General features: G+C 39.1%; 1 protein-coding gene. It reads left to right on the forward strand.

Features of this window, described 5'->3' with window-relative positions:
- Window positions 1–17: 17 nt before the first annotated feature.
- Window positions 18–116, forward strand: a complete 99-nt coding sequence (locus RMT89_RS45325) for a type II toxin-antitoxin system YoeB family toxin (protein WP_315889582.1) — start codon at window positions 18–20, stop codon at window positions 114–116.
- The last annotated feature ends 122 nt before the right edge of the window (window positions 117–238 follow it).

The following is a 238-nucleotide window of genomic DNA, read 5'->3' on the forward strand; positions in this document are numbered from 1 at the left end:
GTTATCAAAAATCGGGATTGTGGTCACGCCGGATTGATCGCGAACATCGGCTGGTTTATTCGGTAGAAAATGATATTCTGACGGTGTACAGTTGTCGGTTTCATTATGGAAAATAAAGAGTTATGAATACATTTTCAAATTGCGGTGACAATGAAAAAATTATTGCAGATGCGGATACCGACAATAAGGAGATTGAAATGGAAATGGTAGAGATGGCAGTAGAGTTGCCTGTGGAAAT

It is taken from the genome of Streptomyces sp. P17 (assembly GCF_032436805.1).
Classification (GTDB): Bacteria; Actinomycetota; Actinomycetes; order Streptomycetales; family Streptomycetaceae; genus Streptomyces.